The sequence below is a fragment of the Rhodococcus sp. 4CII genome (genome assembly GCF_014256275.1).
GTDB classification, from domain to species: domain Bacteria; phylum Actinomycetota; class Actinomycetes; order Mycobacteriales; family Mycobacteriaceae; genus Rhodococcus_F; species Rhodococcus_F wratislaviensis_A.
The window spans coordinates 3,707,585-3,733,677 of sequence record NZ_JACCFE010000002.1 but is presented as its reverse complement, the minus strand read 5'-3'; the positions used below and the strand labels follow the sequence as shown (position 1 = coordinate 3,733,677).

Below are 26,093 nucleotides of genomic sequence, written 5' to 3'. Positions count from 1 at the left end.
CAGAACCTCACCCAGCGGGAGAAGAAATGTCGAACATCGAAATCGTCACCGGAGCCGGACCCGTCGGCTGGACCGTCGCCCGGCAACTCGCCGAGCAGGGACGACAGGTGCGGATCCTCACCCGCTCGGGCAGCGGTCCCGACCACCCGCTGATCGAGCGACGGAAGGTCGACGTCTCGGACGCCGCCGCACTCCGTGACGCATTCGACGGAGCAGCCGCCGTCTACCACTGCACCCACGCCGCCTACAGTGCCGATGCATGGGAACGTGAACTCCCCGCCGCCGAGCAGACCGTCCTCGAGGCCGCCGGACACGTCGGCGCGGTCGTCGTCTTCCCCGAGAACCTCTACTCGTACGACGCGTCGCAGCAGCCGATGACCGAACACACCCCGCGCTCCGCCGACTCCGGCAAGCGCGGCATCCGCACCCGGCTACTGAAGGCGCGGGCCGAGTCCCCGACACCAACCGTGAGCGTCGTCGCGTCGGACTTCTTCGGGCCGCAGGTGCTGAACGCGCACGCCGGCGAGCGCATGGTGCCCGTCGTTCTCGCCGGCAAGACGATGCGCGTGCTCGGCTCCGCCGACCTGCCGCACTCGTTCACATACATTGCCGACTTCGCGGCCGCGATGATCGCCGCGGCCCACGACCCCACCCTGTGGAATTCGGTGCTGCACGCGCCGACCGGCCCGGCCGTCACCCAGCGGCAGATGGTCGAGGCGTACGCGCACGCCGCCGGCGTTCCGGTCCCGAAGGTGGGCACTCTGCCCGGCTGGGTGATCCGCGGCGGCGGACTCGTGCACCAGGGCAGCCGCGAACTCGCGGAGATGCTGTACCAGTTCGAGGAACCGTTCGTCATGGACTCGTCCGAGAGCGAGGCCCGGCTCGGACTGACCCCGACGCCGCTGGATCAGGCGGCAGAGGAGACCGTCCGGTGGTGGCAGGAAAGAACGGTCGCGGCCGCCGGATAGGGTCCTGTGAATGGCGAAGCAGCTCGGGGACCGGCGCGAGGCGTGGCGCAGAACGGCCTACACGCTCCGGCGGTCACCCGGGCTGGCCCGTCTCGCGACGGTCCGGTTAGCCAGCCAGCTGGGCGACGGCATGTTCCAGGCGGCGCTCGGCGGCGCGATCCTGTTCAACCCGGAACGGGAGACGGATCCCCTCGCGATCGCCGCCGGTTTCGCGGTACTGCTGCTCCCGTATTCGGTGATCGGCCCGTACGCCGGCGCACTCCTCGACCGCTGGGATCGCCGCGCCGTGCTGCTGTGGGCGAATGTGCTGCGCGGACTGCTCATTCTGGTGACCGCCGTGCTGCTCGCGACCGGGACCGGTGAGTCGGCGCTCCTCCTGCTCGCCCTCGCCGCCATCGGCGTGAGCCGTTTCGTTCTCGCGGGGGTCTCGGCCGCCCTACCGCGGGTGGTGCACCGATCCTGGCTCGTGGCCACCAATTCGGTGCTCGCCACCACGGGATCCGTCGTCGCCGCCCTCGGGGCGGCGACGTCCGTCGCGATCATCTCCTTCATCGGAGCCGGCGACCGCGGTTCCGGAATCGCCGTGGCCGCTGCCGCCGGCGGTTCCGCGGTCGCGGCATTCGCGGCCTCGCGATTCCACCATCGACTCCTCGGCCCGCACGCCGACGAGAAACCCGGATACGGGGCGGTTCGCGCCGTCGCCGCCGGACTGCGGAACGGGGCGGTCGCGGTGTGGCATTCCCCTGGTGTCACGACCGCGATGATCGGGATCGGAACGCACCGCATCGTTTTCGGCGTCAACACGCTGATCATGGTTCTGGTGCTCCGCGACACCGCCACCGTCAGCGCCCTGCCCGGCGGTCTCGCCGGCTTCGGCGTCGCCATCGGCGCCACCGCCGCAGGCATGCTGCTCGCCGCGATCTCGACACCGTTCCTGATCCCGCGGATCGGACGGTCCCGCACCATCATCGGTGGTCTGGTCCTCGCGCTCGTCGTGCAGTGCACGCTCGTCGCCACACTCACCCAGCTGTCGCTGCTGTGCGGCGCGCTGCTTCTCGGATTCGCCGGGCAGTCCATCAAACTGAGCGGCGACGCCGCGATGCAGATCGAGATCGAGGACGACCGCCGGGGTCAGGTGTTCGCGCTGCAGGACACCGTGTTCAACGTGGCCTTCATCGCGTCGATCGCCGCGGCGTCCCTCGTCGTCGCCCCGGACGGACGATCACTCGGGTTGGTGCTCATCGGCGGCGCAGCCTACGGCGTCGGGCTGGCCGGCGTCCTGCTCAACTCCCGACGCCGACCCGCCTGAGAACCGCGTTATTTCGCATCCGGCAGTGGAACGTTCTGCAGTCGGACCTGGCCGCGCGCCACTTCTTTGCCGGTGTCGGCCGCAGTGATCACCACCGACCACAGTTGCTGCACCCGTCCCTGCTGGATGGGCACCGCGACCACGTCGACCCGGCCCTCGGTGCGCGCCCGGAGGAAGTCGGTGCCGTTGTGCACTCCCACCGCGAACTGACCGCGGTCGGCGACGGCCGTGCTCGCCCCGATACTCGCGGCGGATTCGACCGCCGTCGTGTACACGCCGCCGTGGACGACGCCCCACGGTGTGTGGTGGTCTGCGGACAGGTCGATGTGGCCGACCACCTTCGTGCCCGACACCTCGTCGAGTTCCAGGCCGGCAGCGGCGACGAAAGCGCTCGCCGCTTCCCGGGTCAGATCGGTCATGGCGGATTCTCCTCGTCGAACACTCGGTTAGTTTGATTTGCCAACCCACCTTGCCCCGCTTCGGTCCCGGCGTCAATGGTCCCGGGCGGAGCGGAGCACGATCGGCCACACCGGCCCGGGGAAGTTCTGTTCTGCGACAGTGAGACCGCACTGTGACCGGACCGGCCGGGCTCGTGCACCGACGCCACCGTCGCCCGGTGTTATCTTCAACCCGAACATGCAGGTCGGTCCACCGTTACTCCGACCACCGATGTGGAGGGGTCCCGTGGTCGAAAAGTCATGGTCTGTGGCCGGAGTGCCGCTGTGCGTCGCAGCTGTCGTGGCCGCGACCATCGGTTTCGGCGCCGCACCCGCCGCGGCCGAAACCCTTCCGTGGCTGCCGGTGAACGCCTGCGGCGAGACCGGATTCAACCCGGCGAAGGAACCGCCGAGTCCGGGCGGCCCGCTGCTACCACCGGTCCCGCCGACGGTGAGCATCCCGATCCCGTACCCGGACTTCGTGCCCGTCCCCGTACCCGGACCCCGAGTCGAACAGACCCGCGTCGCCCAGGACCTTCCCGCCGACCCGTGCGCCGACCCGTGCCCGGACCTCACCGACGAAGTCGACGAACCGGAATCCGAGCCGGGATCCACGGGTTCCGCGGGATCTTCGGGTTCGTCCGGTTCGGCAGCGCTGCCCATCCCGAAGATCTCGATCGATCCGCGCCCCGAGACCATTCCCATCCCCGTCCCCGGCGGTCCGGGACCCGATCCGCAGCCGGCACCCCCGGTCGAGATCAACCCAGCCGAACGTGGTTTCCTCACCGCGTCGATGGAGAAGCCGGGGGTCGGCGACGTCCGGCTGGTGTCGCAGCTGACGGGACGTGGCTCCGAGAACCGCACCGACAAGCGCTGGCAGGTGGACGGCACCGACCTCGGCATCACCTGGGAGACGAAACCCGGCGAGGTGGCGGTCGCGTTCGGCGACACGTTCGGCAAGGACTGGGCGCCGCCGGGTGCGTTCGGCGAGGACTGGCGGAGCAACGTTCTCGGCCGGAGCACCGATACCGACCTGTCCGACGGCATGACCATCGACAGCATGGTCCAGGACAGCCCGTGCCACGCCGCCGAGATCATCGACAGCCGGCACATCAACAACTTCGAGACCACCACCATCCCCACGTCGGGATTCGCGATCGGTGACCGCCAGTACCTCAGCTACATGTCGGTGAAGCGCTGGAGCATGATTCCCGGCATGTGGTACACGAACTACGGGGGCATCGCCTACTCCGACGACGACGGGCAGACCTGGGTCAAGGATCAGCACGCCAAGTGGGACAACATCTTCGGCGCCCGATTCCAGGTGTCCGCCATGGTGCCGCACGGCGACTACGTGTACATGTTCGGCACCCCCAACGGGCGGATCGGCACCATCGGCCTGGCCCGGGTACCCGTCGACCAGGTCCTCAACACCACGTCGTACCAGTACTGGTCGGACGGCACGTGGACCCCCGTGTCCCGGAACCTCGCGACCCCCATCGTCGGAGGTGTCGCCAGCGAATTGTCGGTCCGCTACGACGCGGCCGCGGACAAGTGGCAGATGAGCTACCTCGAGCCCGTCGGCGGGTCGATCATCCTGCGGCAGTCGTCGAGCCCGCAGGGTGCGTGGTCCGACGGGGCGACGCTCGTCGACACGGCCGATTACCCGAAGGCGTACGGCGGCTTCATCCACCCGTGGTCGACGGACCAGGATCTGTATTTCACGATCTCGGAGTGGGACAGCTACAACGTCTACCTGATGCACGCGTCCCTGCACCCGTGAGTACTTGTTAACCGCGGGGTCAAGAAGTACGCACGGCATGGAGGGCGACCTCGGTGGCCTTGACGACGAAGAACACGTCCAGTCCCGGCACCAGATCGAGTTCGGCGACGGACGCCGCGGTCACGTCCGCACTCAGCTCCAGCCGGCCGCCCGCCTCGGCGGCGCGCACCCGGACGGTCGGCCCGCGCACCTCGATCTCCGAGACAGTCACCCGGAAGACGTTGCGCGGACTTCCTTCCGGGGACCGGCGGTGTACGGCCACCGAGTGCGGCGCGAACACAGCGACCGCCGGGGCGTCCGGCACGAAATCAGGGTCGGGCAGGCCGTGCATTCGAATACCGGTCTCGGTCTCGAAGCCGTCCTGTGCCCCGAAGACGGGGACCAGATTGAGACCCGCGATCCGGGCGGCGAACGCACTGCGCGGACGCGTCAACACCTCTCGCACCGAACCGGATTCGACCACCCGGCCGCCTTCGACGACGATCACCCGGTCGGCCAGCGCCAGCGCGTCGAGGACGTCGTGGGTGACCACGACCGCGGTCCGGTCGCCCTCGCGCAGCACCTGCCGGAGCAGCACGCGCAGCGCGGGGGCCGCCGCCACGTCGAGCGCCGACATGGGCTCGTCGAGCAGGAGCGCCTGGGGTTCCGCGGCGAGCGCGCGGGCGACCGCGACCCGCTGCGCCTGCCCCCCGGACAACTCGTGCGGACGACGGTCGGCGAACTGCGTCGCATCGACCGCGTCCAGCCACTTCTCGGCGATCGCCCGCGACTCCCGGCGCCCGCGGCCGGAGCTGCGCGGCGCGAAAGCCACATTGGCGGCCACCGTCAGATGCGGAAACAACAGCGCCTGCTGCGCGAGCAGCGCGATACCGCGTCGGTGCGGCGGCAGCGCGACACCGCGGGCGGTGTCGGTGAGTACGCGTCCATTCAGTTCGACCCGTCCGGCGTCGGGGCGCACCAGGCCCGCGACCACCGACAGCGCCGTCGACTTGCCGGCGCCGTTGGGTCCGAGGACGGCCAGCACCTCACCCTCGGCGAGGTCGAATCCCACCTCGACGCCACGTGCATCGACTTTCACTTCGACACTCAAGCCGGTCACAGCGCGGCCCTCGACGCCCAGCCCCGCGACCCAACCACGATGACCACGGCGACCACGACGAGCACCAGCGACAGCGCCACGGCGGCATCTGCGTCGGTCTCGCGCTGCAAATAGATTTCGAGCGGCAAGGTGCGCGTGACACCCTGCAGGCTGCCCGCGAACGTCAGCGTGGCCCCGAATTCGCCGAGCGCCCGGGCGAACGCCAGCACCGCCCCGGACACCAGTCCCGGCAGCACCAGCGGAAGCGTCACCCGGCGGAAGACGGTGGTGGGGCTCGCGCCGAGGGTCGCGGCGGCGTGCTCGTACCGCCGGCCTGCGGTCCGGAGCGACCCTTCGAGACTCACCACCAGGAACGGCAGCGCGACGAACGTCTGCGCGAGCACCACGGCCGTGGTGGTGAACGCGATGTGGATGTCCGCGACCTCGAGGTGCTGCCCGATGAGGCCCCGGCGGCCGAAGGTGTAGAGCAGGGCGATACCCCCGACCACCGGTGGGAGCACCAACGGCAGCAGCACGAATGAACGGAGTACGTTGAGCCCACGAAAACTGCTGCGGGACAGCACTGCTGCCATCGGCACACCCAGCAGGATGCACAGCGCCGTGCTCGCCGCGGCGGTACGCAGACTCAGTTCCAGTGCCGCGAGCGAGGATTCCGACGTGACCAGTGCGAAGAAGCGCGACCAGTCGACACTCGCAAGCATCGCGAACAGCGGCAGGACGACGAACAGGCCGCCCACCGCTGCCGGCACGAAGATCCAGCCCGGCAGGCCGGAGGGAACCTTGACACGCGGCGCCCGGATCACGGCTGGGCGAATCCGGCCTTCGCGAGCACGGCCTGACCCTCGGGTCCGGTGACGAGGTCGATGAAGCCCTGCGCCGCCTCCGGCTGCTTCGAGGCGGACAGCGCGGCGATCGGATAGGTGTTCACGGCCTGCGCGGCCTCCGGGAAGGCCACGGCCGTGACCTTGTCGCCTGCGCCGGAAGCGTCGGTGACGTAGACCAGTCCGGCGTCGGCCTGCCCGGCCGTCACCTTGTTCAGCACGTCGGTGACCGACGACTCCTCGCTGACGGGGGTGAGGTCGACGCCCGACGCGGTCTCGACCTTCTGCGTCGCGGAACCGCACGGAACCTGCGGGGCGCACGTGACGACCAGCGTCCCCTCACGGGTCAGATCCGCGAAGGACGTGATGCCCTTGGGGTTTCCGGGTGCCGTCACGATGGTCAGCGTGTTGGTCGCGAAGTTCACCGGGCTGCCCGCGACCAGTCCTGCGTCGACGACTTTCGTCATGTTGTTCGTGTCGGCCGACGCGAACACGTCGGCGGTGGCACCCTGGTCGAGTTGCGCGGCGAGGTCGGAGGACCCCGCGAAGCTGAACTTCACGTGGGATCCGGGGTGCGCGGTCTGGTACATCTCGCCGAGTTCGGTGAAGGTGTTCTTCAGCGACGCCGCGGCGAACACGGTGATGTCGCCGCCGTCGGCGGACGCCGACGGAGATTCCGCGGATCCGGATGCGGAGTTGTCGTCGTTGGATCCGCAACCGGTGACCAGGGCGAGACCGAGCGCGGCGGCCGCCAATCCGGTCGTGCCCCTGCGCCAGGACATCGTCATGAATCTCCTCCAGGTGTTTCGACGATCACCGTGGTCGACTTGACGACGGCTACCGCGACCTTCCCAGGCTCGAGCCCCAGGTCGCGGACGGCTTCACTGCTCATGAGCGACACCACGCGGAAGGGCCCGCACTGCATCTCGACCTGGGCCATCACCTTGTCCGTCACGACCGACGTGACGATGCCGGTGAACCGGTTGCGCGCCGAGGATTCGGACCCGAGCAGGTCCGGGGACTTGGCCGCGTTGGCGCGCGCGAAATCCGCGAGCGCGACACCGTCGATCACCTTGCGGCCCGACTCGTCCTTCTCCGCGGCAAGACTCCCGTTGTCGATCCAGCGCCGGACCGTGTCGTCGCTGACGCCGAGCAGTTCCGCGGCCTGGCGTATCCGAATACTCGTCACGCCGAAATCCTTGCCGGAAATGGCGTAAGGAGCCGCAAATACGTCATAGCCGACATACTAGGTCAGCAATTGCGGACCGATCAAGTGTAGATCTCCGCAGCTGCGGATCAGTACACGTCCCGGACGTAACGCTTGTCCGCGGAGAGTTGCTTCATGTACAACTCGGTGTCTTCTTCGTCCAGACGCCCGTGGGTGCGGACGACTTCACGAACCGTCTCGTCGACATCCTTGGCCATCCGGCTGGCGTCGCCGCACACGTACAGGGACGCACCCTCCTGCATCCAGCCCCACAGCTTGGCTCCGTGTTCGCGAATGCGGTCCTGCACGTAGATCTTCTGCCGCTGGTCCCGGGAGAACGCTGCATCGAGGTGCGTGAGGAATCCGTCGCGGTGCATAGCTTCCATCTCCTCGCGGTAGTAGAAGTCGGTGGCTTCGTGCTGCTCGCCGAAGAACATCCAATTCTTGCCTGTGTGACCCAATTCCCTTCGCTCGTGCAGGAATCCACGGAACGGCGCGATCCCGGTGCCGGGACCGACCATGATCATCGGTGCGTCGGCGACCTGCGGGGGACGGAAGTGCGCCGACTTCTGCACGAAGATCGGCACGTCGGCGTCGTCGCAGTGATCGGCGAGGAACGTCGAGCACACCCCGGAGCGGTTCCTGCCCTCGTGGTTGTAGCGCACCGCGGAGACGGTCAACTGGACCTCACCCGGATCGACCTTGGGGCTCGACGAGATCGAGTACAACCGCGGCTGGAGGCGCTTGAGGACGCCCAGCCACTCGTCCGCGTCGGCCTCGACCCCGTACTCCGCCAGCACATCCATCGACTGCCGGCCCCACAACCATTGCTGGAGCGCGATCTTGTTCTGCGGGCGCAGCAGCCGCGCCAACTCGGTGTCATGGGTGCGGCTCTGCACGAACCGCAGCAGCTCCGGGGTCACCTTGGTGATCTCGAGCTTCGTCCGCAGCGCCTCACGCAACGTCATCTCCGGCAGGTCGGGCAACGTGACCGGTGTGTCCGGGATCGATCGGGTGACCTTCAGCCACTCGTCGACGACGGTGTCGCTGTTGGTGGGCCAGACGCCGAGCGCGTCGCCGGCCTCGTAGGTGAATTCCGGATCGCTCACCTCGAAGCCGAACTGCCGCACGTCCTTCGACGATCCGGCCGCACTGAGCGGAATGTTCCTCGTCAACCGGGTGACCAACGGCGACTTCCGCGTGAACGTCGCCGCCTTCTTCGCTGCGGGCCGGACCGGCGCGGTGGCCGCGGCGGCGCCGTCGGTCGCACGCTCGCGGACCAGGTTCTCCACCTGGCTCAACCACTGCCGGGCCTTGTCCTCGTAGTCGGGTTCACAATCGACGCGCTCGATCAGGCGCTTCGCCTCGAGCTGCTCCAGCCGGGCATCGATCCGCTTGCCGTGCCCGCAGAAGTCGCCGTAGTTCGAGTCGCCGAAAGCCAGGACGGCGTACCGGGTCTGCGACAGCTTCGGTGCCTCGTCGCTGCTGAGCGCCGACCAGAAATTGCTGCCGTTGTCGGGGGCGTCGCCGTCACCGAACGTGCTGGTGATGATGAGGAGATCGCGGACGTCGGCGAGGCTCGCGACGTCGTAGTCGTCCATCCCTACCAGGCGGGTGCCGTGCCCGGCCGCTTGGAGATGTTCGGCGCATTCGGCGGCGAACTCCTCCGCGTTGCCGGTCTGCGACGCCCACACCACCACCACCGGTTGCTGGACCGATTCAGCGTTCGCCGGACTCCCGGACGGCACCACGGTGCCGTCCGGGACGTCGGCCCGGGAGAACAGGCCCGCCATCAGGCCGTCCAGCCACACCCTCTTCGATCCGGAGATCGGCGCGGTGCGCGGAAGGACCGGAACGCCCTGCAGTTCGGCGGATTGCAAACCGGCCAGCAGACCCGCGAGGTACGTGCGTTCGTGCTCGTCGAAACTGGGTGAGGCGGAATCGTCCAGTCCGAGAATGCGGCTCATCTCGGCGGCCGGCGAACCCTGCGCGAGGGCAAGCGCACCACCGGATTCCGATTCCCCGGCCGTCGACACGGGTGCCACCCGGGTCAGGGAGACGGCACACACCTTGAACTCCGGCTGGAAGGACGTGGGGTCGACGGCGTCGTTGGTGACGGCGTTGATGCTGAGGTATTCACCGAACGAGTCGTTCCAGTGGAACGGCGCGAAACAGCCTCCGGGCAGCACCCGGTCGCTGACGACCGCGGGAAGCACCGCGCGGCCGCGCCGGGACGCGACCTCCACCTTGTCGCCGTCGGAAATCGAAAGCTTCTGCGCATCGGCCGGATTGATCTCGACGAACGGGCCGGAGTTCAACTTGTTGAGCTTGGCGACCTTGCCGGTCTTCGTCATGGTGTGCCATTGGTGCTGCAGGCGCCCGGTGTTGAGGACCAGGGGGTAGTCGTCGTCGGGCATCTCCGCGGGCAGCATGTGCGGGCGCGGGAAGAAGACGGCCTTGCCGCTCGCGGTAGCGAACGCGAGGCGGGGGAGTGAACCGTCGGGAGCGGACAGCAGATTCTGGCTCACGCCGTCGTTGACGTAGCGGATCGGGTTGCGGTCGGTGCGGTTACCGGGTGGGCTCGGCCACTGCACCGGCGTCTCCCGCAGGCGGTCGTAGCTGACGCCGCGAAGGTCGTAGCCGGTCTTGGGATTCCAGGTGCGCTTGATCTCCTCGAACACGTCCTCCGAGGACTCGTAGGTGAACCCGTCCGCATACCCCATCTCGCAGGCGACGCGGGCGATGATCTGCCAGTCGGGCAGCGCCTGACCGACCGGGTCGACGGCCTGCTGCAGCAGGGTGAGGTTGCGCTCGGAGTTGATCATCACCGAATCCGACTCCGCCCAGAGTGCCCCGGGCAGCAGGATGTCGGCGTACCCGTTGGTCTCGGTGTCGAGGAAGACGTCCTGGGTGATCACGAGATCGGCGGCCTCGAGCCCTTCGATGACGGTCCGCCGGTTGGCTACGGTCGCAACGGGATTGGTGCAGATGATCCAGCAGGCCTTGATGTCGCCCGCCACCATGCGCTCGAACATGTCGACGGTGCCGGTGCCGACCTCGGTGCGGATGCTGCCTTCGGGCAGCTCCCACAGGCCCTCGATGAACGCCCGATCGTCGGCGGCGAGCACCGACCGCTGGCCCGGCAGACCGGGACCCATGTACCCCATTTCGCGGCCGCCCATGGCGTTCGGCTGACCGGTGAGGGAGAACGGGCCGCTGCCCGGACGGCAGATCGCCCCGGTGGCCAGGTGCAGGTTGCAGATCGCGTTGGTGTTCCACGTGCCGTGGGTGCTCTGGTTGAGGCCCATCGTCCAGCAGCTCATCCAGTTGTCGGCCTCACCGATCCACCGGGCGGCCTGCCGGATGTCGGATTCGGGGATGCCGGTGATCTCCGCGACCTTCTCGGGGGTGTACTCCTCGAGGAACTCCGGCATCACCTCCCAGCCCTCGGTGAACTCGGCGATGAACTCGGGATCGGTGTGCCCGTTCTGCACGAGCAGGTGCAGCAGGCCGTTGAGCAGTGCGAGGTCGGTGCCCGGGGCAATCTGCATGAACAGGCCGGCCTTGTCGGCGGTCGCGTTGCGGCGCGGATCGACGACGATCAGCTTGGCGCCGGCCTTGATCCGGTCCATCATCCGCAGGAACAGGATGGGGTGGCAGTCGGCCATGTTGGCGCCGATCACGAAGAACACGTCGGCCTTGTCGAAATCCTGATACGAGCCGGGCGGACCGTCAGCACCCAGCGACTGCTTGTAGCCGGTGCCCGCGCTGGCCATGCACAGCCGCGAGTTCGACTCGATCTGGTTGGTCCCGACGAAACCCTTCGCCAGTTTGGTGATCAGGTACTGCGCCTCGATGGACATCTGCCCGGAGACATAGAAGGACAGGGCGTCGGGGCCATGCTTGTCGAGTTGTTCCTTCAGGCGGCGGGCGGTCTCGCTGATGGCGGCGCCGACGTCCACCGCGGTGGGCGCCTCCCCGCGCTCGTCCCGCACGTACCCGGTTTCCATGCGGCCACCGGCCACGAGCATCTCCGCGCTCGTCGCACCCTTGGTGCAGAGCCGCCCGAAGTTGGTGGGATGGTCCTTGTCGCCGGATGCCCCGAGCACCCGGCGGGCATTCGTCTCGGGATCGATCCCGACCTCGAGCACCATGCCGCAGCCGACACCGCAGTACGAGCAGGCGGTCTTCACTGTGGAAGTCCCGGCTTTCTGCTGCTGCATCGACTCGCTCCTCACCTGCACGGTCGCCGCGTGTCCACCTGGCTCACGACCTGTATCAATGGTGCAGACCGGCGTGTTTCGTCGGGATTAACCCCCGTGAGCGTTCGATGACGTCTCTCGCACCCGGGGTGCGGCGCAGTGGTGAGTCCGTTCGGACGAGTCGATGATCGACGTGACCGTGGTCACACAATGATGGGCGGGCGAGTCACGCCTGCTGAGCGGCCCACCACGACAGCAGTTCGGCCTCGGCCTCGTCACGGCCCAGGGGGCCGCGATCGAGCCGGAGCTCCTTGAGGAACTTCCACGCCTTGCCGACGTCGGGTCCGGCCGGAATCCCGAGCAGCTCCATGATGGCGTTGCCGTCGAGGTCGGGGCGCACCCGCGCGAGGTCTTCCTGCTCGGCGAGCCGGGCGATCCGCTCCTCGATGTCGTCGTAGGTTGCCTGCAGCGCCGCCGCCCGGCGCTTGTTGCGGGTGGTGCAATCGGCGCGGACCAGCTTGTGGAGGCGCGGCAGCAGGGGACCGGCGTCCGTCACGTACCGGCGCACCGCGGAGTCGGTCCACTGCCCCTTGCCGTAGCCGTGGAACCGCAGGTGGAGGAACACGAGCTGCGAGACGTCGTCGACCATCTGCTTCGAGTACTTGAGGGCCCGCATCCGCTTGCGGACCATCTTCGCGCCCACCACCTCGTGGTGGTGGAAGCTCACACCGCCGCCCGGCTCGTTGCGCTTCGTGTCCGGTTTGCCGACGTCGTGCAGCAACGCCGCCCACCGCAACACCAGGTCGGGGTCGCCGTCCTCGAGGTCGACGGCCTGTTTCAGCACGGTCAGCGAATGCCAGTACACGTCCTTGTGCTGATGGTGCTCGTCGATTTCGAGCTTCATCTGCGGCACCTCGGGCAGCACGAAGTCGGCCAGGCCCGTCTCGCACATCACGTTCATCCCGTCGATCGGGAACTCGCCGAGAATCAGCTTGTCGAGTTCGGCCCGCACGCGCTCGGCCGTGATCCGCTCGATCTGCGGCGCCATGTCGACGATGGCCGCATGCACGCGCTCGTGCAGGCTGAACCCCAGCTGGGAGACGAACCGGGCGGCACGCAGCATGCGCAGCGGGTCGTCGTTGAACGAGTTCTCCGGCGCAGACGGCGTGTCCAGGACCCCGGCCAGCAGCGCGTTCATGCCGTTCAGGGGGTCGACGAAGTCCTGCGAACCGTCCGGGCCGATCCGCACGGCCATCGCGTTGACCGTGAAATCACGCCGCACCAGGTCGTCCTCGAGTTTCGTCCCGAACTGGACGACGGGATTGCGCGACACCCGGTCGTACGCGTCGGCCCGGTACGTCGTGATCTCGATCTGCTGACCCGCCTTCGCGGCGCTGATCGTCCCGAAATCGATGCCCGTGTCCCACTGGTTGTCGGCCCAGCCGGACAGCAGTTTCTGCACCTGCTCCGGCCGGGCGTCGGTGGTGAAGTCGAGGTCGGTGCCGAGGCGACCCAGGATCGCGTCCCGGACACTGCCCCCCACCAGGTACAACTCGTGACCGGCGGAAGCGAACTTCTCACCGAGCGGCGTCAGGACTTCGGACAGCTCGCGCAGCGTCACCGCGGCGCCGGCAAGCAGTCGCGTACGGCGCTCGTCGTCGAGAGAAGGGGCAGTCACGTCCAGGAAGCTTACCGAGGTGCGCAAATAGCCGGATACGCATACACGCTGTCACCTCGCAGTTCGGTTCACCACGAGACTGTCACGACGTGTCTCGGTTCGGGTGCGGCGTTCAGGTGGAAACGGTAAAGCCAACTACTATCGATGGGGTGTCTGCAGCCGAACGTGCGAACAGGAGTCGCCGCAACTCGCGGCGGCGCGGCGCCGTCGGCAAACCCGCGAAACCCCACATGAGGACGGTGCGGGAAACTTCCGCGGGCGGACTCGTCGTGAACGGTCTCGGCGGACCGCGGGAGAATCTGTGTGCCGCGCTGATCGGCCGTACCGATCGTCGCGGGCGGCTGCTGTGGTCGCTGCCGAAGGGGCACATCGAGCAGGGGGAGACCGCGGAACAGACCGCGATGCGCGAGGTCGAGGAAGAGACCGGCATCCAGGGCACCGTCCTCGCGTCGCTCGGCAGCATCGACTACTGGTTCGTCACCGAGGGCCGCCGCGTCCACAAGACCGTCCACCACTATCTGCTCAGATGCCTCGGTGGGGAACTGTCGGACGAAGACGTGGAAGTCACCGAGGTAGCGTGGGTGCCGCTCGCCGAGCTGGGATCACGCCTGGCCTACGCAGACGAACGGAAACTCGCAGAAATCGCCGGTGATTTGATCTCCAAGATGACGACCGCCCCCGACCTGAAGCTCCAGAAGGGGCCAGACGCCGGATGAGGATGGCTTTGCGTCGGGTAGGTGCCGTGACGTTGACCGCACTCGCGGTCGTTCTGGCTCCCACCAGCACCGTTGTGGCGACCGCCCAGGATCCCGTGCCGCCCGAGAGCGCCGGGACGCAGATGGTCGACGAGGACCCCGAGTTTCTCGCACTGCACATCGACAACGTCACGCCGTCCACTGTCACCACCACCAGCGACCCGTTCGTGACGGTCACGGGATCGGTGGAGAACATCGGCGACCGCACGGTCCGCGACGTCAGCGTGCGACTGCAACGCGCCCCCGCCGTCGCGAGCAGCGAGGGCCTCCGCACATCTCTGACCCTCGATCAGTCCCGATACGACACGGTCGGCATGTTCGACACGGTCGCGGGACGCCTCGACGAGGGGCAGAGCAAGCAGTTCACGCTGTCGCTGCCGCTCCGCTCCGATACCGACGTGTCCCTCGACATCACCGAACCGGGCGTGTACCCGCTGATGGTGAACGTGAACGGCACCCCCGAGTACGGCGGCGCCGCGCGCCTCGACGACGCCCGCTTCCTTCTGCCCGTGTTCGGCGTGCCCGGCAGCCCGGCCGTGCCCCCGGACATCTCCAGCCCGGTCGCCGTCACCATGTTGTGGCCGCTGGCCGACCGGCCGCGGCTCGCGGCGGGTGTCCCCGGCTCGGTCACCGAACCGGTCCGGCTCGTCGACGACGATCTCGCGACCTCACTGGCGGACGGGGGCCGGCTCGACGAACTGCTGGCCGCGGCCGAGTTCGCGACCCGGGAAAGCGTCGATCGCGACCACGCGCTGCGGGACAGTCTGTGCCTGGCGGTGGACCCCGACCTGCTGATCACCGTCGAGAACATGACCCGCGGTTACCTGGTGGTGGACGATCCGTCCGATCCCACCGGTTCCGTGCACGAGGGCGAGGGCAAGGCCGCCGCGTCCGCATGGCTCGACCGGGCCCGGACGCTGGCCGCGACCATGTGCACCACGTCGGTGCCGTTCGCACAGGCCGACCTGTCCGCGATCACCGAGATCGGGAACCCCGACCTCACCGCCACCGCGGTCGAGGCCCCCGCCGACATCGTCGACAATGTGCTCGGAGTCACGTCGCTGCGCAATTTCGTGTGGAGCGACGCGGGCGTGCTCGACGACGCGACGGCGCAGATGCTCCGCGGCGACGCGGCCACCACCACGCTCGTGGCCGCGAATTCCGTCGACACGACCACACGCCGCGACAGCGCCCATCTCATCGAGGCGACACCGCCCCCGGTTCCCGTCCCCGTCCCCGGTACCGGGGGAAGCACCCCAGCCGCCGCCGAGACGACCACGGCCGCCGGAAGCGTCGACGCCCTGCTGTTCGACCCGTCCGTCGGCACGGCACTCGCCGCCATGGGGACGACCCCGCAAACCCCGTCCTACACCCCCGAACGTGCCCGGTACGACCTGTCCGACGATTCGCAGACCGCGCGACTGCAAGACGCTCTCGGTGCGGTGTCCTGGTCTGCCCTCGAACCGGAAGCAGCGAAGGTCTCCGGCTCACCCCGTTCGCTGATGGTGGTGCCGCCGCAACTGTGGACGGCAGGCGCCGACGACGCGAAGACGCTGCTGTCGACGGTGTCCTCGCTGATGCGGTCGGGGCTGGCCACGTCCCGCCCGCTGCCCGCCCTGCTGGGGCGTCAACCCGGATCACCCGAGGTCGCGTCCCTGGACTACCCGGATCAGGCCGCCGAGGACGGCGTCCCCGCACACCTCCGCGACACCGCGACCACCCAGATGCCGCGCATCGAAGCGCTGAACGCCGCACTGGTCGACGACCCGCAGGCCCCCCTCACACCGGAACGGTTCACGGCGCCCCTGCGTGAGGACATCGTGCGGTCGATGAGCCTCGCGCACCGCCGTGACGACGAGCGACGGTCCGCGGAAGAGGCGGCCGACCTCCGCGCCGACGAAGTGGCCGAGACCATGGACGACATGTTCGCGGCCGTCACCGTCGTCTCGCCCGGCGGCGTGTACACGCTGGCGTCGGAACAGAGCCCGCTGCTGCTGGTGGCCCGGAACGACCTTCCGGTCGGGATCACGGTGCGCCTGCAGGTGGATGCGCCGTCGGGGATGACGATCACCGACATCGGCCCCACGACACTGCCCCCGCGCGGCAGCCGCACCCTCACCGTGCCCACCGAGGCCAACGACTCGCGCAAGCTCGTCATCGAATTCTCTCTGACCACCGCCGATGGACAGCAACTGGGAGAGCCGACCAGCGTGACGGTACGGTCCAACGCGTACGGGCAGGCGTTGGCGATACTGACAGCATGCGCGGGTGCTCTGTTGCTGTTCCTCGCCGGCCGCCGGCTGTGGCATCGATTCCGCGGCCAGCCGGATCCAGCTGACGAAGGGTACGAACGTTCATGACCGGGAACTTGCCCAGTAGGGGCCAGAGGCTTCCCGATCGCTCCCATCCCCGGGTCGCACCGTGGGAGCGGGACCACTGGGCTCGGGAGATCCGGCCGGACGAGGCGCCGACGGTGCAGTTCGCGGCCATCCGGGTCGACCCAACGCCGCCTCCGGTCCGGGACTCCGGGCCGTCGACCGCGCCGCAGAAGCAGAGCAACTCCCGCCTCCTCGCGTCCACCGGTTCGATCGCGGTCGCGACGCTCGTCAGCCGCATCACCGGATTCGCCAAACAGCTCCTGGTCCTGACGCTGCTGGGTGGCTCGGTCGCCAGCTCGTTCACGGTCGCCAGCCAGATTCCGAATATGATCTCCGAGCTCGTGCTGGGTGCCGTGCTCACCGCGATCGTCGTGCCCGTCCTGGTGCGCGCCGAGCGCGAGGACTCCGACCAGGGTGCGGCGTTCGTGCGGCGCCTGTTCACCGCGACGTGCGTGCTGCTGGGGACGGCGGCGCTCCTCGCGACCGCTGCGGCGCCGATACTCACCACCCACGTCTTCCTGTCGGCGGACGGCAAGGTGAACACGTCCCTCACCACAGCCCTGTCCTATCTGCTCCTGCCCGCGATCCTGTTCTACGGACTGTCGGCGCTGCTCACCGCCATTCTCAACACCCGGCAGGTGTTCAAACCCGGGGCCTGGGCGCCGGTGCTGAACAACGTCGTGATGCTCACGGTGCTGGTGATCTACTACGCGACCCCGGGGGAGATCACCCTCGACCCGGTGCGGATGAGCGACCCGAAACTGCTCGTTCTCGGCGTCGGCGTCACCCTCGGTGTCGTCGTGCAGGCGCTCAGCCTGGTGCCCGCCATCCGGCGCGAGGGCATCTCGCTGAAACCGCTGTGGGGCCTCGACGACCGGCTCAAGCAGTTCGGTGGCATGGCCGTCGCCATCATCCTGTACGTACTGATCAGCCAGGCCGGCATGATCGTCGCCACCCGCATCTCGTCCCACGCGGACGCGTCGGGTCCCGCGATCTACAACAACGCGTGGCTGCTGCTGCAGCTGCCGTACGGCGTGCTCGGCGTGACGGTGCTGACGGCGATCATGCCCCGGCTCAGCCGCAACGCCGCCGCCGACGACACCCCCGCCGTGGTCGACGACCTGTCGGTCGCCACCCGGCTGACGATGATCTCCCTCATCCCGATCATCACGTTCCTCACGTTCGCCGGCCCCGAGATCGGCCAGGCACTGTACGGGTACGGCAACTTCGGGTCCGGTGACGCCGAACGCCTCGGTGAGGCCGTCAGCTGGTCGGCCTTCACGCTCATTCCCTACTCCCTGGTGCTCATCCAGCTGCGCGTGTTCTACGCCCGCGAACAGGCGTGGACCCCCACGTGGATCGTCCTCGGCATCACCGTGGTGAAGATCGCGCTCTCGGCGCTCACCCCGATGATCGCCTCGAGCGACGACCAGGTGGTCATCCTGCTCGGCGCGGCCAACGGTCTCGGCTACATCACCGGCGCACTCGTCGGAGGCTGGCTGCTGCACCGCAGCCTCGGCAACCTGCAGATGGCGAACGTCGGGAAGACGGTGTGGGTGGTGGTGCTCGCGTCGATGGCGGGTGCGCTCGTCATGCTCGGCGCCGACCGCCTCCTCGGGCTCGACCGGCTCACCAGTTTGTTCGGCGGTCCGGGCTCCATGGTCCGGGTCATGATCAGCGGCGTCCTCATGCTCGCCGTCACCTTCGTGATCCTCTGGTTCGCGAAGGTCCCCGAGATCGTGTCCATCACCGTCGCCGTCACCCGCAAGGTTCGTGCCCTGCGTGGTCGCGGTGCGGCTCCGGAACCGGAGGTCGACCCGCTCGCCGACGCAGAAACAGAACTAATTCCCGTGGTCCGTGCCACACCGCCCGACGTCGGAGGACAGCCGCGTGGTATCGAACGACCCGGTGGACTCCCGTACCCTGGACACGAGCGGGTCGGATCGCCGCCCGGTACTGGTCGGAGTTGGGCATTCGAGAATGAAGGAGTGAGGGTGAGCGACGACGACGTGGCCGGCAGCAAGAGAGCCGGAGGTTCTACGGTGCAAGCGTCCGAACGCGATTCGGCCGCCACACCCGAAGGCGTCGACGCCCCGACCACCCGGATCTCGTCCGAGTCGGCCTCCACCGCCTCCGCGAAATCCGACAAGAAGGACGGTGCCGGCACCTCGCAGAAGAAGGACGGCGACACGTCCGCGAAGTCGGGCGACGCCCCGAAGTCGGGGCAGAGCAAGGACACCGGCGATCGCAACGGTGCCGATGCCGAGACGAAGGCCGTTCCGGCGACCGCGTCCGACGACGCCGGCGAGTCGCGCCGAGACAAACGTCACATGGGCGCCGCGCCCGCACGGGACCTCAGCTACGACACCGGCGTGATTCCGATCACACCTGCGCCCGGCCGCGAGCCCGGCGCAGGTCCCCGCCGTACTCCCCGTGGCCCCAAGCTCATTCCCGGCGCTTCGGTCGCCGGCGGCCGGTACCGACTGCTGACGCCGCACGGCGGTTCACGGGGTCTGCAGTTCTGGCAGGCACTCGACGTCAAGCTCGACCGCGAGGTCGCGCTCACGTTCGTGGACGCCGAACAACGTTCCACCTCGGCCGGTCCCGAAGGCCCGCAGGCCATTCTCTCGCGCACCCTGCGACTCGGCCGGATCAATTCGCCCGGTCTCGCCCGCGTCCTCGACGTGGTCCGCGGCAGCTCGGGCGGAATCGTCGTGGCCGAGTGGACCCCGGGCCGCTCGCTGCGGGAGATGGCCGACACCAAGCCTTCTCCGATCGGCGCCGCGAGCGCCATCCGCGCGCTCGCCGCCGCCGCCGAGACCGCACACCGCGCCGGTGGGGCACTGTCCATCGATCACCCCGACCGCGTCCGCATCAGCATCAACGGCGATGCCGTGCTGGCGTTCCCGGCCACGCTCGCCGACTCCGACTCGAGCACCGACGTGCGCGGGCTCGGCGCCATGCTCTACGCCCTCATCACCGCCCGCTGGCCGCTGGCCGACCCGTCCGCGCCGGCCGGTGACCCGTCCCCGCGCCCGGGCAGCGTCGGCGGCATGCGCCTGGCCGACCGCGACTCGAGCGGACAACCCATCGGGCCGCGAGTGATCCGGCCGGAGGTCCCGTTCGAGATCTCCGCGGTGGCGCTGCGCTCGCTCGAACCGAACGGTGGAATCCGCACGGCCGCCACCGTGCAGCACATTCTCGATCAAGCATCCGTCGTCAACGACAAGACGGAATTCATCCCCGCGCTGCGGCTCGGACAGCGGGGACCGGGCCCGTCCGGGCACGCTCTCGCCGACCCCGAAGCGCTGGAGGCGGAGAAGAAGAAGTCCAATCGGATGATCGCCGCGCTCGTGGGCCTCGCGATCGTCACGATCATCGTGCTGGCGTTGCTCGGCTTCTGGCTCGCGACGTTCCTCACCGGCAGCAGTTCCGACGCCCCGCTCACCGAGCAGGACTTCGGGCTCACCACCTCGGCCGAGGCGCCGTCCAATCCCGAGTCACCCGCGCCCGCGCCCGCCCCCGCCGCGAACGTCGCACCGGTCAAGCCCTCCGGAGCTACGGTGTTCTCGCCGCAGGGCACCCCCGACTCGGCCGCCAACGCCCGCCTCGCCGTCGACGGCAACACGTCGACGGTGTGGAGCACCGACTCGTATTTCCAGCCGTTTCCCGCCCTGAAGAACGGTGTGGGACTGATGGTCACACTGGACGAGCCGGCCACCCTGTCGAGCGTGTGGATCAATTCGCCGACACCGGGCACCAACGTCGAGATCCGCAGCGCCCCGTCGGAGAACCCGACCCTCGACCAGACGCAGGTGCTCGGTTCGAAGGTCCTCGGCAACGGCGTCACCGAGATCCCGGTGAAGTCGGAGGGACCCACCAAGAACGTCCTGGTGTGGATCACCGGCCTCAGTAATTCGGGTGGCAAGAATCAATCCTCCATCGCGGACATCGGTTTCAACGCCGCGACGTAGCCGGCACCCGATGCTCACCGACCGGCGAACTGAGCTAACATCCGCCGGTGCGAATCTTCCGGGGGGATTCCGAGGGTGAGCCCTCGGACGTCGACCTGTTGGCGGCGCACGTCGCCGGCGACAGGCACGCATTCGAGACACTTCTCGGACGCCATTACGACCATCTGTGGCACGTCGCCAAGCGCACCAGCTACACCGCCGAGGACGCCGCCGACGCGTTGCAGGAGGCGCTGCTGTCCGCGCATCGCAATGCGGGCTCGTTTCGCCGCGACGCCGCGGTCCGGAGCTGGCTCCATACGATCGTCGTCAACGCCTGCCTCGACCGCATCCGAAGGAACAAGGCGCGCCCCGCGGTGTCCCTCTCCGCGGAGGAGGACGACGAACCGCGCGACACCCGCGACTACGTCGCCGAGGTGGAGCTCAGCCTGGTGGTCGAACGCGCACTGGCGCAGCTCCCACCGGATCAGCGGACCGCGATCGTGGCCGTCGATCTCGAGGGCCGGTCGACGAGCGAGGCCGCCGCGCTCCTCGGGGTCCCGGAGGGCACCGTGAAAAGCCGCTGCGCCCGTGGCCGGAAGAAGCTGGCCGCCTCGCTCGAATATTTTCGGGTGGAGGGGAACCGATCATGACTCCGGGGCGTCAAACCCTAGTAGGAGTGGGGGAGTGTCTCGGCGTCCCCGACCACGATGACCCGGACCGCAAGAACTCGGTGAGGAGGTGCCATGGCCGACCGTGAACCCGAGGCGTTCGATGCCGAGCTGTTCGATGCCATGCTGCCCGCACCGCCTTACTCCGAGGACCTGCTGGCCGATCTCCACGCCGGGGTATTGCCGGACTCGGTCAGCGATCGACTGTGGCCGCTGGTCCGGAACGACCCGCAGGCCATGGCCGTCATCGACTCGCTCGACCGGGTCACCGATCAGCTCGGAGCGCTCGGCCGCGATCATTCCGTCTCCACTCCCATTCCCGACGACGTCGCCGACCGCATCCGTCGGGCGCTCGCCGCGGAACGGGACACCCCCACCACGCCCACCGTCGTGCCGCTCACCCGGCGACGGACGTGGGCGGCGGTGGCCGCAGGAACGTTCGCGGCGGCGGCAGCGGTCGTGGTGGCCGTCGCCGTCGTCACGCCGGACGGTCGGGCACCCGCGCCGCCGGTGGCCCTGCCCGGTTCCGAAACCACCTCGACGCCGGCGGTTCTGGATCTGGGTGCCGATCTCGATTCGGGACGCCTGTTGACCGTGATCGGTTCGCGGAAGCTCGGTCCGCTCGAGAACCCCGTGGCGCTCGCAGAATGTTTGCGCGCCAACGGTATCGAGCAGTCCCGTACGGTTCTGGGATCCGGCGAGGTTCGCCTCGACGGCGCCCCGGGGGTCCTGCTTCTGCTGGCGGGTCCGCAACCGCCGCAGATCACGGCTCTCGTGGTGGGCCGGGAGTGCAGCGCAGAGGATCCGGCGACGCTGGCCGTCACCGATATCGGTTGACGATCAGAGGTTTCCGTTCGCCGACCGCGCGACCGGCAGGAGCAGTTCGAGGATCTTCGCACGCAATTGCGGAGTGTCGTCCTCGACGGCGATCAGGCTCGTGAACAGTGCGGCGCCGGCGGCAAGCACCAGGACAGCGGTCGCCGTGTTCGACTCCTGAGACGGTTCGCTTCCGAACAACTGGGTACTGGGCCCGCTGAATCCCCGCCAGAGCGCGGTGCGGAGATCGTCGTGGTCCCGGATCGCGGCCAGCAGACCGGGTGTGGCCGCCCGCACCTCCGGGCGGGAGAAGAGTTCGGCACTGCCGGTCACCACCCAGCGGATCCAGCCTTCGCGATCGGTGCCCTCGAACGGTGTCAGGTCGGGTGTCACCCCGAGGATCGCATCGAGGACCAGGTGCGCCTTCGACGGCCACCGCCGGGTGATGGACGCCCTGCTCACCCCGGAGCGGGTTGCGATGGCCCGCATGCTCAATTGTTCCCAGCCCGCTTCCACGAGCATCGCGCGGGTGACCGCGAGGACGTCGGTGTCGATCCGCGGGTCGCGGGGGCGGCCGGTTCCGGTTGCATTCATCGGTTCGAATTGTGGGACAGAAGTGCCTTCCGCGCTATATCGTACCTATTACGAGACCAGTGGCATCGTAACTCGAACGGGACGGATATATGAAGATCGCGGTCACCGGCGGCACCGGATACGTCGGCGCCCACACCACGCTGGCGCTCCTCGCCGCCGGCCACACGGTTCGACTGCTGACGCTGCCCGACGACACCCCCGACGCTCTGCTCGCAGCGGCCGGGGCCGACGCCGCGCGGATCGAGCAGGTAACCGGCGACATCCGCGACGCCGTGGCGGTGGCTCGCCTCCTCGACGGCTGCGACGCCCTGCTCCACGCCGCAGGGGTGGTGGGCACCGACGATCGTCGCGAACAGCTGATGTGGGAGATCAACACCCAGGCCACCGCCGCGATCCTCACCCGCGCGGCCTTCCTCGGACTCGATCCGATCATCCACGTGGCGAGCTTCAGCGCGCTGTTTCCGTCACCCGACCCCGTCATCGGACCGGACAGTCCGACGGCGGCGGGACGCAGTGCGTACGGCCGCACCAAAGCTGCCGCCGACCGCATCGCCCGGGCACTCCAGGACGCCGGCGCGCCCGTCGTCATCACCTACCCGACCAGCGTCGTCGGCCCCGGCCTCGGCTCCACCACCGGTGTCACCGAACAGGGCTGGGGTGCGATCGTCGGCGGCGGGGTGGCACCGCGCTTCGACGGGGGCATGCAGATGATCGACGTGCGGGACGTGGCCGCCGTCCACGCCGCCGCGATGCGCCCCGGTCGAGGTCCACGCCGATACGTCTGCGGCGGCGAACTCGTCGAGTTCAACCAGCTCGTCGACATCCTGGAACAGTCCTCCGGCCGGCGTCTGCGTCGCATCCCGCTGTCCGGAGGAGCCTTTCGCACGCTCGGCCGCGTCGCCGACGTGATCGGCAAGCTCACCCCGCTCAGCGCCGGACTCAGCTACGAAGCCGCCTGGCTCCTCACCTCCGCCACCCCGACCGACGACTCCAGAACCCGGGAGGAACTGGGCCTCACCTGGCGTCCGGCCCGCGCCGCGCTGGCCGCAACCTTCGCCTGAGCCGCCACCCGTCCGAGTATCCACCACCCAACTCCACCGAAGGCAGACCACCATGACCGTTCCGGCACCGCGCCCCGGCATCTGGGAACCGGCTCGACTGGGCCCCCTGACCCTGCGCAACCGCATCGTGAAGGCAGCGACGTTCGAAGGTGTCATGCCGCGCGGCCGGGTCACCGACCAGCTCGTCGACTTCCACGCCGAGGTCGCTCGTGGCGGCGCAGCGCTGACCACCGTCGCGTACTGCGCGGTCTCACCCGGCGGACGCGTCCACGCGAACACCCTCGTGCTCGACCGCGCCCACGTGCCCGACCTCCGCCGGCTCACCGATGCCGTCCACGCCGAAGGGGGACTGGTCGCGGCGCAGATCGGTCATGCCGGACTGGTCGCGAACACTTTGTCCAACCGCGCGAAGACCCTCGCACCGTCCACCCGCCTCAGCCCACCCGCCATGGGCCTGGTGAAGGCTGCCACCAGGGACGAACTCGACCGGGTCACCGCCGACTACGAGGACGCGGCGCGCAATGCCGTCGACGCCGGCTTCGACGCCGTCGAGGTCCACCTCGGGCACAACTATCTCCTCAGCTCGTTCATGAGCCCGAACCTCAACAGGCGCAGGGACGAGTACGGCGGCAGCCTCGAGCGGCGGGCCGCCTTTCCCCGCCGAGTGATCGAGCGGGTGCGGCGCGCCGCCGGCGATTCGGTGGCCGTGACGGCGAAATTCAATATGACGGACGGTGTCCCGAAGGGGCTGTGGCTCGACGACAGCCTGCGCATCGCCCAGCTCCTCGAAGCGGATGGCCACCTCGACGCGTTGCAGCTCACCGGCGGCAGCTCGTTGCTCAACGGCATGTACTTCTTCCGGGGTGACGTCCCGATGGCGGAATTCGTTGCCTCCCAGCCGAAACTGGTCGGCTGGGGTCTGAAGGTATACGGGCCGCGTATCTTTCCGACCTATCCGTTCGAGGAAGCGTTCTTTCTCCCGATGGCCCGGCAGTTCCGCGCGGCGCTGTCGATGCCGCTCATCCTCCTCGGCGGCATCAACCGACTCGACACCATCGAGAACGCACTCGGCGAGGGTTTCGACTTCGTCGCGATGGCCCGGGCCCTGCTCCGCGACCCCGACCTCGTCAACAAGTTCCACGACCAGCACGTGCCCGAGGGACTCTGCATCCACTGCAACAAATGCATGCCCACCATCTACACGGGCACACACTGCGTCATCCGGGAGACTCTGCGCTGATCAGGGTGCCGAGAGGGGAGCGACCGGTATCACCTGCAGCCCGGGAACAACACCCTTTAGTCTGGTGTTGATCGATACGACTGAGCACCCCTCACTACCGGAAGGCCCGCATGACCACTCCATCGACGGTTCATGAACTCATCATCGTTGGTTCGGGACCTGCCGGATACACCGCTGCCGTCTACGCGGCGCGCGCGGAACTCGAACCGCTGCAGTTCGAGGGGACCCAGTTCGGTGGCGCCCTCATGACCACCACCGAGGTCGAGAACTTCCCCGGATTCCGTGAGGGAATCATGGGACCCGATCTGATGGACCAGATGCGCGAGCAGGCCAAGCGCTTCGGCACCGACATCCGCACCGAGGACGTCGAGGAGATCGACCTCACGGGCCCGATCAAGAAGGTCGTCGTGAACGGCGAGACCTTCCAGGCGCACGCCATCGTGCTCGCCATGGGTGCCGCGGCCCGTTACCTGGGGATTCCGGGTGAGGAGAAGTTGCTCGGCCGCGGCGTCAGCGCCTGCGCCACCTGTGACGGATTCTTCTTCAAGGATCAGGACATCGTCGTGGTCGGCGGCGGCGACTCCGCCATGGAGGAGGCCACCTTCCTCACCCGCTTCGCTCGCAGCGTCACCGTGGTGCACCGCCGCGAGGAGTTCCGTGCGTCCCGCATCATGCTCGAGCGCGCCAAGGCGAACGCGAAGATCCGGTTCGTGACCAACGCCGCGCCCGTCGAGGTGCTGGGGGAGACCAGCGTCACCGGCCTCGTGATCCGCGACACCGTCACCGGTGAGACGTCCACGCTGGACGTCACCGGCATGTTCGTCGCCATCGGACACGACCCGCGCAGCGAACTCGTCAAGGGTCAGGTCGACCTCGACGACGCCGGGTACGTGATCGTGCAGAATCCGACCACCGCCACCTCCGTGGACGGTGTCTTCGCCGCCGGCGACCTGGTGGATCACATCTACCAGCAGGCGGTCACCGCCGCAGGCACCGGATGTTCCGCGGCGATGGATGCCGAGCGCTGGCTGGCCGAGCGCGGCGACATCACCGCCAACACCGTGGCCGCCGCCGGTTTACCGGTCGACGCCTGAGCACCCCCACACACCCACCTCGAGTAAGGG

The 26,093-nt window shown here is 68.6% G+C and carries 19 protein-coding genes; 11 read left to right on the top strand and 8 right to left on the bottom strand.

Annotated elements, in window-relative coordinates; translation table 11 throughout:
* The first annotated feature begins 26 nt into the window (after positions 1-26).
* Together H0B43_RS18055 and H0B43_RS18050 are read left to right on the top strand one after the other, a co-directional pair.
* Positions 27-968, top strand: a complete 942-nt coding sequence (locus H0B43_RS18055; RefSeq protein WP_185726680.1) for an NAD-dependent epimerase/dehydratase family protein — start codon at positions 27-29, stop codon at positions 966-968.
* 10 nt (positions 969-978) lie between these two features.
* Positions 979-2,277 carry an MFS transporter gene (locus H0B43_RS18050; RefSeq protein ID WP_185726681.1) on the top strand — a complete coding sequence of 433 codons (1,299 nt, stop codon included), beginning with the start codon at positions 979-981 and terminating at the stop codon, positions 2,275-2,277.
* Positions 2,278-2,285: 8 nt separating this feature from the next.
* Here the strand turns inward: H0B43_RS18050 and H0B43_RS18045 are convergent, their stop codons facing one another.
* Positions 2,286-2,696 (bottom strand): PaaI family thioesterase, encoded by a 411-nt coding sequence (locus H0B43_RS18045; protein WP_185726682.1) that lies wholly within the window; start codon positions 2,694-2,696, stop codon positions 2,286-2,288.
* 286 nt (positions 2,697-2,982) lie between these two features.
* Here H0B43_RS18045 and H0B43_RS18040 point away from each other — a divergent pair, with 286 nt between their 5' ends.
* Positions 2,983-4,497, top strand: coding sequence for a DUF4185 domain-containing protein (locus tag H0B43_RS18040; RefSeq protein ID WP_185729915.1), 1,515 nt, complete (start codon positions 2,983-2,985; stop codon positions 4,495-4,497).
* 19 nt (positions 4,498-4,516) lie between these two features.
* Here the strand turns inward: H0B43_RS18040 and H0B43_RS18035 are convergent, their stop codons facing one another.
* From H0B43_RS18035 to H0B43_RS18010, 6 genes are all read right to left on the bottom strand, one after another.
* The gene (locus tag H0B43_RS18035; RefSeq protein WP_185726683.1) at positions 4,517-5,596 is read right to left on the bottom strand and encodes an ATP-binding cassette domain-containing protein; all 1,080 of its coding nucleotides are present in this window, start codon (positions 5,594-5,596) and stop codon (positions 4,517-4,519) included.
* Positions 5,593-6,399: an ABC transporter permease gene (locus H0B43_RS18030; protein ID WP_185726684.1), complete on the bottom strand. Its 807-nt coding sequence runs from the start codon at positions 6,397-6,399 to the stop codon at positions 5,593-5,595. Before H0B43_RS18030 ends, H0B43_RS18035 begins: the two co-directional genes overlap by 4 nt.
* Positions 6,396-7,205 carry a molybdate ABC transporter substrate-binding protein gene (gene modA, locus H0B43_RS18025; RefSeq protein WP_185726685.1) on the bottom strand — a complete coding sequence of 270 codons (810 nt, stop codon included), beginning with the start codon at positions 7,203-7,205 and terminating at the stop codon, positions 6,396-6,398. The genes H0B43_RS18030 and modA overlap by 4 nt, the downstream gene beginning before the upstream one ends.
* A complete protein-coding gene (locus tag H0B43_RS18020; protein WP_185726686.1) occupies positions 7,202-7,606 on the bottom strand; it encodes a TOBE domain-containing protein in 405 nt (134 codons plus the stop codon). Before H0B43_RS18020 ends, modA begins: the two co-directional genes overlap by 4 nt.
* A 107-nt stretch (positions 7,607-7,713) precedes the next feature.
* The gene (locus tag H0B43_RS18015; RefSeq protein WP_185726687.1) at positions 7,714-11,847 is read right to left on the bottom strand and encodes a bifunctional nitrate reductase/sulfite reductase flavoprotein subunit alpha; all 4,134 of its coding nucleotides are present in this window, start codon (positions 11,845-11,847) and stop codon (positions 7,714-7,716) included.
* Positions 11,848-12,052: 205 nt separating this feature from the next.
* A complete protein-coding gene (locus tag H0B43_RS18010) occupies positions 12,053-13,504 on the bottom strand; it encodes a CCA tRNA nucleotidyltransferase (RefSeq protein WP_185726688.1) in 1,452 nt (483 codons plus the stop codon).
* A gap of 149 nt (positions 13,505-13,653) precedes the next feature.
* Here H0B43_RS18010 and H0B43_RS18005 point away from each other — a divergent pair, with 149 nt between their 5' ends.
* From H0B43_RS18005 to H0B43_RS17985, 5 genes are all read left to right on the top strand, one after another.
* Positions 13,654-14,220, top strand: a complete 567-nt coding sequence (locus tag H0B43_RS18005; RefSeq protein WP_185726689.1) for an NUDIX hydrolase — start codon at positions 13,654-13,656, stop codon at positions 14,218-14,220.
* A gap of 2 nt (positions 14,221-14,222) precedes the next feature.
* Complete coding sequence (locus H0B43_RS18000; RefSeq protein ID WP_185729916.1) at positions 14,223-16,619, top strand: DUF6049 family protein; 2,397 nt, start codon at positions 14,223-14,225, stop codon at positions 16,617-16,619.
* A 113-nt stretch (positions 16,620-16,732) separates the two neighbouring features.
* Positions 16,733-20,611 carry a murein biosynthesis integral membrane protein MurJ gene (gene murJ, locus H0B43_RS17995; RefSeq protein WP_185729917.1) on the top strand — a complete coding sequence of 1,293 codons (3,879 nt, stop codon included), beginning with the start codon at positions 16,733-16,735 and terminating at the stop codon, positions 20,609-20,611.
* Between the two features lie 47 nt (positions 20,612-20,658).
* On the top strand, positions 20,659-21,240 hold the full coding sequence (gene sigM / locus H0B43_RS17990; RefSeq protein ID WP_185726690.1) for an RNA polymerase sigma factor SigM: 582 nt from the start codon (positions 20,659-20,661) through the stop codon (positions 21,238-21,240).
* A 93-nt stretch (positions 21,241-21,333) separates the two neighbouring features.
* Positions 21,334-22,095, top strand: coding sequence for a hypothetical protein (locus H0B43_RS17985; RefSeq protein WP_185726691.1), 762 nt, complete (start codon positions 21,334-21,336; stop codon positions 22,093-22,095).
* A gap of 3 nt (positions 22,096-22,098) precedes the next feature.
* Here H0B43_RS17985 and H0B43_RS17980 read toward each other — a convergent pair whose 3' ends face one another.
* Positions 22,099-22,668, bottom strand: a complete 570-nt coding sequence (locus tag H0B43_RS17980) for a TetR/AcrR family transcriptional regulator (protein WP_185726692.1) — start codon at positions 22,666-22,668, stop codon at positions 22,099-22,101.
* Between the two features lie 89 nt (positions 22,669-22,757).
* Here H0B43_RS17980 and H0B43_RS17975 point away from each other — a divergent pair, with 89 nt between their 5' ends.
* From H0B43_RS17975 to trxB, 3 genes are all read left to right on the top strand, one after another.
* Complete coding sequence (locus tag H0B43_RS17975) at positions 22,758-23,729, top strand: NAD-dependent epimerase/dehydratase family protein (RefSeq protein ID WP_185726693.1); 972 nt, start codon at positions 22,758-22,760, stop codon at positions 23,727-23,729.
* 52 nt (positions 23,730-23,781) lie between these two features.
* Positions 23,782-24,969: a 4,4'-dithiodibutanoate disulfide reductase gene (gene nox / locus H0B43_RS17970; protein ID WP_185726694.1), complete on the top strand. Its 1,188-nt coding sequence runs from the start codon at positions 23,782-23,784 to the stop codon at positions 24,967-24,969.
* Between the two features lie 110 nt (positions 24,970-25,079).
* Entirely contained in the window at positions 25,080-26,063 is a 984-nt protein-coding gene (trxB, locus tag H0B43_RS17965; RefSeq protein WP_185726695.1) for a thioredoxin-disulfide reductase, read from the top strand.
* Positions 26,064-26,093 lie beyond the last annotated feature (30 nt).